This window comes from Clostridium sp. UBA1652 (assembly GCF_002320975.1).
In the GTDB taxonomy this organism is placed as follows: Bacteria; Bacillota; Clostridia; order Clostridiales; family Clostridiaceae; genus Clostridium_T; species Clostridium_T intestinale.
Map to the genome: position 1 here is coordinate 1 of NZ_DCLI01000053.1, position 10,114 is coordinate 10,114.

The window sequence follows — 10,114 nt, forward strand, 5'->3', positions numbered from 1 at the left end:
GTAAAAACGCACTATTATAGTATATATTATTATTAAATAATAATGACTCACTATGCTTGTATTCAACTTCTATAATTTTTGGCTCTTCCAATCTTTCTGCAGATACATATACAATACCTGGTGATTTTCTATTTAATAGAGCTTTTATATTACCTTCAAATTCTATTGGTGCAACATAATAAGCTCCTTTTGGCGTTTTGGTCAAATTAAGTTGTCCTATTTTATAAAAGCTTGGATTCGGAAGCGATCCTATCATGTTTTGCATTTGATAATACGCTGTTTCAGGAGGAACTATTATTATATTTTCTGTATTAACTTTAGGTGATTTTTCATCACTTTCTTTAGCGTTTACCATTACATATAGCTTTTTTGTTTGCCCTATAGAGTATGGAATTGTATTATAGACACCTGCAACCAATAAAAATATCACTCCTATTAAAATCATAAACTTAAATTGACCCTTATTTTGAGCCCTATTTTTAAAGTCTATTCCTGATTCTATGATTGCCATTACAATCTGAAATACTCCAGCTACTCCCAAAATTGAAATAACTAAACTAATGCTCTTATCCATCTTAAATACATAAAAAATTAAGAATGAAAAAGCTAATCCAATTATATATCTAAATATATTTGCTGATTTTTTTATATTTTTTAAATTTGGACTTAAAAATAGTAGAGGAACTAAAAAATAATATAACAAAAACATTTATCATAACTCCTTTATGAGATATTTATTACTATATTGTAAAGTGTATATTCTCGTCGTATTTTTGTCAATATATTTTCTTTTATTTCCTTAAAATAAAAAGGAGATTTTCTTACAAATAATAAAATTATCTGTAAAGAAAATCTCCAGGTAGCATCTTATAAACTTTCTGGTGGAACTCCCTCCATGACTATTACCTCCAATTCTTTAGTAATTTTTAGTAATAAGCTGGGTAATTGTTCCTGCAAATACTAACCCTTAGTACTTACTTTAAGTGGCTTTCGTATTCAGCTACCATTCTCTTTACCATTTCTCCTCCTACGGAGCCACATTGTCTTGATGTTAAATTCCCATTATAATCTGAGAATTCAACTCCTAGTTCTCGTGCTACTTCTGTTTTAAATTTTGATAAGCCTTCTCTAGCTTCGGGTACTAATCTTCTTGTTGACATTTGTGATTCCTCCTTCTGGATTCATGGATTTATAAGCTTTTAAAAGAATTTATCTTTTATCTTGCTTACACTATTATATTGTCCGATTAATTTTTAAATAATCCAAGCAAGTATTGTTACATTTTCTATTTTTTTCTTAAAAATTTATAGCATGTCTATAAAGTGTTTAAAAAGTCTTTCCATTTCTTTATTTCCTAACATCTTTTCTGGATGCCATTGAACTCCTATTATATTAGAATATCCTTCAACTTCTATTCCTTCAATAACTCCATCCTTTGTATACCCAGTAGCAATCACACCTTTACCTAAATCTTTAATAACTTGATGATGATAGCTATTAGCTATTGTTTTATCTCCAAAAATCTCATAAAGTATGCTTCCTTTTGTAAATTCTACTGTATGAGTTCCATAATCTTTATTAGCTTGTTGAGCATGTTTTAATGGGTTATCATATCCGTAGCTAATATCCTGATATAAACTTCCTCCAAAATATACATTTAAACTTTGATGTCCTCTGCATATTCCTAGTATTCCTTTATTCGATTTAATTGCTTTATCAATAATCTTTAAATCGAATGAATCTCTTATAGGATCAATTGGACCTTGAAGTGTCCTTGGCTCTTCACCATATCTTAAAGGGTCTAAATCTACACCCCCTGTTATAACTATACCATCAACATCTTCTAAAATTTGCTGCATATACTCCTCATCATCTATAAGTGAAAAAATTATAGGATACGCCCCTGCTTCAGCTATAGAATAAACGTAATCTGAATTTATTCCCATCCTATCATAGTCAGTATAGACATTAGGAACTATAGCTATTTTCTTCTTCGTCATTAGTATCCCTCCTAGCTTAAAATCGATTAATGAATAAAACTGCTATTATAATAATATATACCTCACGAAATGAACTTGTTAATCAACAAAACCTATCTTCTTGCTTTTACTGTAATTTTTTGAGATTCTATTTTAATAACAGTTGTGGCAGATGCTGCTTTTTCTATGTACTGCATTCCTTCTTCCTTAAAATCTGGCGAAAATTTATAGATAAATGTCTTAAGAGCTTCTATTTTCTCAGATTCAATAATTTCTATAGCTTTTCCAAACACAATTGCACTTTCATAATTAGTTGAAAACTTATCAGCTAGTGTTTCTGTTGCACCAACTACTGTAAAGCAAACCTTCGGATTTTTTCTTAAAGAATCTAGTTTAAATCCTTGCTTTGCACAATGTATATATACATTGTTATTAGAGAAAACATAATTTAAAGGAACACCATATGCATAATCATTATCACCTAAAACAGATAATACTCCAAAACTGCATTTTTCTAAAATCACTAAAGCTTCTTCTTGTGATAATTCTCTATCACTTCTTCTCATATTTTTAAACATAACTTAGCCCCCTTCTTTTTATTTATTATATCAAATTTATTGTTAAACTGAGTAATAAAAATTCACTTTTTGTAAATAAAAAAAGGTATTAAACTAATTTAGTCCAATACCCTTTTCAAAATGTTCTTTTAATTCTATGTACTCAGACGAGCTAACAGGATGATATACTTCTTTTTTGAAAATAACTCCTGTTTTTTCTTTTACAGCATAAAAAGTGTCATCTGTACCTTTTTTAAATTTTTTAGAAGTTTTATTTTTGGCAATTATGTATTTATTCCCTTGATAATCTTCCGCCTTAAAATAATCACCATAATCCCTTTTAATTATGCACCTTATAAGAACAATATCATCTAAATTATCGATTTTATTCAAAATCTCCATATTCACCCACTTCACACCTTACCACAAATAATCTATATTATTATAATCGTACAAATACCTTAAATCTAAACACCTTTTATGTACTTTTAAAAACTTTTTTAATCATATAAATGTTTCATATAAAAATAATTTAATTATTTTCTAGTTTAACTATTCACAACACATGAAAATAAACATCTTGTTGTAAAATTCGACATATTATAAATTAATATTATAATATAGATTATAGTTTGTCAAAATATAAATCATGAAACATTAAAAACTTATCATTAATAAATATATTAGAAAACAAGCACTTACAAAAAGTAAGTGCTAAAATAATAAATAGATTATTCATTATCAAGATATTTTATTCTCCTTATATTATAGCTGCAAATATTCCTGACAGTGTATCAACAAAATTTAAGTCATTATGATTAAACTCCTTTTCATTTATTGAAACAGTAAGATACAATATTCCTTTTACAAATCCATTATAAATAATAGGTACTATTAAAATAGATTTCCAATCTGGTATCCAATAACTATCATTTTTTTTACCTTCGCCATCCCAGTTGACTAGATAAGTTCCAACTCTACTTTCTATAACATCATGTATCATATTATTGTTAATATCACTTGCTTTATGCCATCCATCCTTATATCTTTTTCTTGAAAATTCATCCACAATTATCTTATTTTCTATTAAAAACAAAGTACTTTCTTGAGCTTCAGATATTTCCATAACTCTTGTTAAAAACTCATATATTTTATCTTTTTTCTCTGTTTTTCTTCTAATTAAGTCTATTATATCTGTAATAGCACTTAATTTTCTATAATCATTTATAGTATTTCCAGACAATATACCTGCAAGCTTATCATTTATTTTACTGGATGATCCAACTTCATTATTCCATATGACAGTTCTATTTTTCCCGGTATTTTTAGCCACATACAGTGCCTCATCAGCCATTTTGATAAGATTATCACTAGAATTCGAATGTATGGGATACTGAGAAATCCCTATACTAATAGTAACTTCTAATCCATTCCCTAATAAGGAGCTTTTTTGTATTTTTTCTCTAAACTTTTCACAGGTTTCAAAAGCTTCATATTGATTTTTATCTGGGAATATAATAACAAATTCTTCTCCCCCATAACGCCCTACAACATCATTTTTATCAACTGTCTCCTTTGTTATAGCTGCTACATAGCTTAAAACTTTATCTCCAAAATGATGTCCGTATTTATCATTAACTCCTTTAAAATTATCAATATCCATTATTGCAATAGAAAACTCTTTTTTGTTCGCTCTTGAGCTTTCTAAAAGATCGGCTAAACTAGCTTCAAAATATTTTCTATTATATACGTTAGTTAATTTATCTATTGTAGAATTCAAAGTTAAATTATATTTATCTAATAGAAATCCTAACAAAGGAATTAGGTTTTTTAATTCTTTTAAAGACTGTTCATTTATATTGTTTAAATGTCTATTAGAATAAAGTATTATAGATCCTTGAATATTTTCCTTAGATTCTATTCTTATCTTGTTTTTTATTTTTAAATATATAGCCGACTTCATCTCTTTAGGCAATAAATCTTCATCTGCTATATTAGCTCTATTTAGATCCACTTTTACTATCTTTCCATCTTCTTCGGTACTAAATTTACTCTTAAAGAATTCAACTTTTGTCCTAGGGTTTATAGCTCTGTAATTATATATTATAGTTTCTAAACCTTCTAAATCTTGCATAGTGACTATAGCGCTCTCAGCTAAAGTTAATTTACATATATATTTTGTAAGGTTTTCTATATTGCTTATAATATCACTCTTAAAACCATCTAATACATCATAAATATTATTAAATTCATTTGAATAACTTTCTTCAAAATTTTCTTTTAGTTTATATAAAAACTCCCTATTTTTAATTAAGTTATCTATTTCTAACTCGTTCATTAATTCATCAAACTCTTGAAGGGATTTAATTACTTCTTTCTTCACCAATATTTGAGTCTTTAATTTATTATTAAAACAGTTAACTATGTTATTATAGACTTTTAATAATATTCCACTATTAATATAATTTAGTTTATATTTTATTGGAAGTGTTTTTATAATCCTATTCAATATGGTTATAACTTTATAATAACTTTCTATAGCTTCTATAAATTCATTATTCAATTCATGGATTTCACCAATTTTTAAATAAACTTTAGAAAGTAATTTTTTATCATCCATATAATTTAGTAATACTTCTATGTCACTTGGAACTCTGGTTTTATTATCATCTAAAATCAACTGTATATATTTCTGCTTTAGCATCAGTTTATTATCTTTTTCTATAGTTTCTAAGTTTTCATAAACTTCTTTTGCTAAATTCCTATATCCCATCTCTTCGAGCGCAATAATAAAATCTAGAAGTAAATTACTCTTAAAATAAGTGTCTTTTATATTTTTACTCTTTTTATAAATTTCATTGATTTCCTTTTTTATATCTTCTTCTGATATACATCTTCTTAAATTATAAAAATGCTGCTTACACTCAATTTTAAGCGCTATGTGGTTAGAGCATTCACCTTCATTTATTATGTTGTTATCAATAATCTCCCATAGCTTCTCGTAGTCGCTTATAGCGTAATAATACTTAGCCATTACACTTGTTAAATATTTAAGAAATACTCCTTTGGAAGTAAATTTATCAATAACTAATTTTCCTAGTTCTAAATATCTATATGCCAAATGGAATTCATTTAATTCTATAGAACATTCAGTAATCATAAAACATGCCAAACCCCTGTAATATTCTAGGGAATTACTACTAGTTCTATTTAAAGCTTCCTGTAAAAGTTCAAATGCACCTTTATATTTTCTTTGATAAATATATACTTCTGCTATATACACATTACTTAGGACAATAAAGTCTTCAATCTCATATTTATTAGCTGCCTTTTGAACATTATATAAATTCGTAAGTGCTTCATTATTATCTTCTTCTATCCTAAAAAAATAATTTCCTATATTGAAATCTGATGATATTATTCCTCTAAAATTGTATGTTTCCTTAAAATACTTTTTTGCTAAGTTAAAATATTCTATTGGTTTCTTTTTCTCATTTATATTTATATATGAATCTCCAAGACATATATAAATGTAACCTACTAAATCCATATATTTATATTTTGAAAATTCTAAAGCATATAATGAAATTTTTATTGCTTCTTTATATTCACCTAAGAAATTTTTATATTTAGCTTTTGCAAGCAAATAAGCTACTTCACCTTTATGATAATCTATTTCATCAAGTATAGTCCTACATTCACTTAAACATTTTTCTAAAAAACTTGAATCTTCTACTCTATATCCTATAGCAACAATTCTTGCATAACAATAAGCTCTAATTTCTTTTTCTTTTACAATACACAATAAGCTCTTATAACAATTAATACTCTCATCAATATTACCATCCCTATAATATAAGTCTGCCAAAATTAAGCTTATATCAATATAGGCTTCATTGCTTATACTCTTGGATTCTAAACATCTGTTATAGTAGTATATAGCCTTATTATTATTCCACGCTTTAAATTCGCGCTCTCCACACTCTTTACATAACCTAACAAACTTATCGTCTTCTTCTAATATTTCTAATTGATAAATAAGCTCATCCTCGTAGGAATAACCTTCTTTAATTTTCTCTTCCAAAAAATCACTTATTTTTCTATGCCATATATTTTTTTCTTTTATAGAGGTGTTTCTATAGATAATTTTCTTCATAAGATTATTATTCATTCCATATAATATCCCTCTATCAGATATTCTTTCCCCTATATAATCATCAACTGTAAGTTGTTTAAACTCTCTCATATTATCTTTATCCAATATTCCTAAACTATATAACAGTTCTTCTTCTATTGGATTTTTAAACATAGATAATTTCTTAAGGATATTATAAGAAACATCAGAAACCCTTTTTAATTCCCTTTGAACTTCTTCTTCTATATTTTTAGGTAATGCTATCTCTTTGTCCTTTAGGTTTTCTTTCCACTTACCAGTTTTTTCAGAAATATATATTACTTTATCTGCAAATAGCTTCTTTATAATTTCAATTACATACATTGGATTACCTAATGTTTCTTTATATATTTTGTTAGAAAAATCATATAAATCCAAAGATGTATTTAACATATTTCTTATTAGTTTTCTTGTGTCATGTTCATTTAAATAGTTTAAATTATATTCATAGAAATCTTTATTTAGCTTAAACTCTTGAATAAAATTATCAATCCCCATAGAATTTTTAATCTTATTATCATTATAAGTTATTACTACTAGGAAGTTTTCTATTGAAATTTGTGACAGACATAGATACTTCAGAAATAGTTTTCCTATATAGGTTTTGCTCTCAATATCATCAAGAAATAGCACAGTAAACTTATTCTTAGCTATTTCTGATAAAAACTTGGTTATTCTATTAATTATTATTAAATAAGTATTTTTATCTTCCTCAGTATACATTTCCTTTGAGTTTATTACTAAATAGAAGAATTCTTCAATGTATTTTTCATATTTTTCTTTTTGTTTTTTATCCCATATACCTTGAAGAAAGTTAAATACTACTCTTTTATTTTCTTCAGTACTGATACTTTTGTTTACAAGCGTTTCTATATCAATAATATTTACATTATCATCAAATTTTTTATCTATTATATTTTTGAAATGATTTAATAATTTTGTTTTCCCGCTACCTTCATCACCACTTATAGATGTTATAGAAAACTGAATATTTTTAGCTACAACAGCATCTACTTTCTGAATAAACTTATTAATCTCATATTCTCTTCCTATTATGGGTAGTTCAGTATTTATCCTATTTAAATAACTATAATCGAATTTAGGAAATATCTTATTAAATTTTAAATTTATATATTCTATAATAGATTCAAAATCTGAAAATGCTTTTTCTATAAGCTTTTTATATAATCTATTTAAAGCCTTATGCTCATCCTTATTTTTTTGAAGTTCATTTTCAAAAATATAATTAAAAATATATGTTAAGTCATTAAACTTATAATAGTCCTCTTTATTATCCTCAGTAACTAATAGAATGTTTTCTATTAAATCATTGCTTAAATTTATCCTTTCTATTTCTATAGATAGGATATCGCCAAGCTTTACATCTCCATTTGGTAAATAAAATATATTATCTAAATCTAATTTATCATACACGTATCCCTTTAATATTAAGGTGTTGATAATGACTACTAGCTGAGCAAATACATTTAACTTTATGTCAATATTATTGGGCTTAATATCCGAAATCTTTCTAGCACCTTCATTAAGCTCTTCAGTTAAATAAGCAAACTTCCTACCTTCGCTTTTTGCTCCATCTATATTTTCTATTGTAATAAAATCATAGAGGTTAATTACTCCAGCAAAATTCAGATTTTTAATCCAAGTAATGCTAGATAAAATATTATCCTTTATTCTATCATTTAGTAGTTTAGTTTCTACGATATTAAAAACATACTTCTTATTATTAATTTTATCTTTTACAAGGTAACTACTAATATGATCCCCATTAGAAATTATCTTTTCTACAATGTATCTATCATTTATAATTCTCATTGCCAACCCCTGCCCGTATATAAGAATTTTTTATACTATATTCATTATAACATTAATTTAAAATTCTTATATACAGCTTTTATTTAATTTAAAAATAAACTAGGGATAATAAATAAGAGTCTTTACAAATCTAACTTCTAATTAAATCTGTAAAGACTCTTCTCTTAACTATATATCCTATATTTCTATAAATGGAGTTCCTTTTCCATTATGAAATTTAAATCCTACTCTGAATAGTTTATAAAACAATATTGCCTTGTTTATTGACATCTTATTAACTATTTTTTTAACCATATACCATATCCCTCCTATAAATATCATCTCTTTTTCCTTATTTTACTACAATATTCTCACAAATTTCTCACAAACTCACACTTTGATCTATCAATTTATCGCCAAATTTCTACAAAAAAAGAAGTAACAGATATCATACTTCTGTTACTTCTTCTATTAAAGCTATCCGCTTATATAACTCTTTATTAGAGAGGGTAAATTCAATTCCTAATTCTTTTTTATATAGTTCATTTATTTTCTTATATTGAGAAATAGTTTTTATTAAATTTCCTTGTCTATAATATAAATCTATAATTTTTTCGTTTATACTATCATTTAATGGATTTAACTCTGATAATCTACTAATATACGTTTCAGCCGTATTAAAATCCTTTCTCTCACTATGATAATCTATAATTTTATTTAATAAATCAGTATAATACCTGTTATAATTTTCTCTTAATTCAGTACACCATGGATAATCTTTGCCTTCAAATAGCTCACCCTTATTTAACTTAGCAATTCCTTCTATATCACTTATATTAGCATCAGAATTATTTCTAATAAATTCATCAAATTTCCATAAATCACAATCAAACTCTTCTAAATAAGCTTTATACATACCTTGGCTATATTCAATTATGTTTTCTATACCTATTGACTTTAAAGAGTTTTTTAATCTATTTATAGTACTATGTAAATTATGTTCTGCATTTTTAGGCGTAGATTGACTCCAAAACATATCACAAAGCTTCCACTTATCCACCCATTGCCCTTTATTACATATAAAATATGCAAATAATTCCTCTGACTTTGATGTTATCCACTTTATTGTATTCTCCCTTGTTTTATTAAAAACTTTAAAAGTTCCAAAACACTCTATTAAATATTTTTCTTCTGCTTTATTTTCAACAGCGCCTTTTTTATTTTTTAATAATCTTTCAATAGAATCATCAATTGCCTCTTCTGATATAGGTTTGAGTATGTAATGTATCGCATTAAGCCTAAAGGCTTCAACTGCATACTGATTATAGGCAGTCATAAAAACTACTTGTATACTTTCATCATATTTTTTTATTTTTTCAGCTAAAAGCATTCCATTCATACCAGGCATTTCTATATCAAGAAATACCGCATCTGGTTTATCTAATTGTATGTTTTCCCAAGCTTTATTTGAACTTAGATATTCTCCAATTACTTCTATATTCTTATTTTCATCTAAAAGCATCCTTATCAGCTGTAGATTCGGTAATTCATCTTCAACAATTATAACTTTAAGCATACTGCACCCCTTACCA

Annotated in this window: 7 protein-coding genes; all 7 read right to left on the reverse strand. The window is 26.1% G+C overall.

Going from position 1 to position 10,114, the window contains the following annotated elements; all coding sequences use genetic code 11:
- Positions 1-709: hypothetical protein (locus B3N22_RS10505; protein ID WP_286906889.1), on the reverse strand; the 709-nt coding region annotated here is incomplete at its 3' end.
- Positions 710-974: 265 nt separating this feature from the next.
- A complete protein-coding gene (locus B3N22_RS10510) occupies positions 975-1,160 on the reverse strand; it encodes an alpha/beta-type small acid-soluble spore protein (protein WP_021800593.1) in 186 nt (61 codons plus the stop codon).
- Between the two features lie 144 nt (positions 1,161-1,304).
- Positions 1,305-2,000 (reverse strand): gamma-glutamyl-gamma-aminobutyrate hydrolase family protein, encoded by a 696-nt coding sequence (locus B3N22_RS10515; RefSeq protein WP_286906891.1) that lies wholly within the window; start codon positions 1,998-2,000, stop codon positions 1,305-1,307.
- Positions 2,001-2,092: 92 nt separating this feature from the next.
- A complete protein-coding gene (locus B3N22_RS10520) occupies positions 2,093-2,557 on the reverse strand; it encodes a pyridoxamine 5'-phosphate oxidase family protein (protein WP_286906893.1) in 465 nt (154 codons plus the stop codon).
- 93 nt (positions 2,558-2,650) lie between these two features.
- Positions 2,651-2,944, reverse strand: a complete 294-nt coding sequence (locus B3N22_RS10525) for a hypothetical protein (RefSeq protein ID WP_286906895.1) — start codon at positions 2,942-2,944, stop codon at positions 2,651-2,653.
- A 352-nt stretch (positions 2,945-3,296) separates the two neighbouring features.
- A complete protein-coding gene (locus B3N22_RS10530) occupies positions 3,297-8,543 on the reverse strand; it encodes a diguanylate cyclase (protein WP_286906897.1) in 5,247 nt (1,748 codons plus the stop codon).
- Between the two features lie 427 nt (positions 8,544-8,970).
- A complete protein-coding gene (locus B3N22_RS10535; RefSeq protein ID WP_286906899.1) occupies positions 8,971-10,098 on the reverse strand; it encodes a response regulator in 1,128 nt (375 codons plus the stop codon).
- Positions 10,099-10,114: the final 16 nt, after the last annotated feature.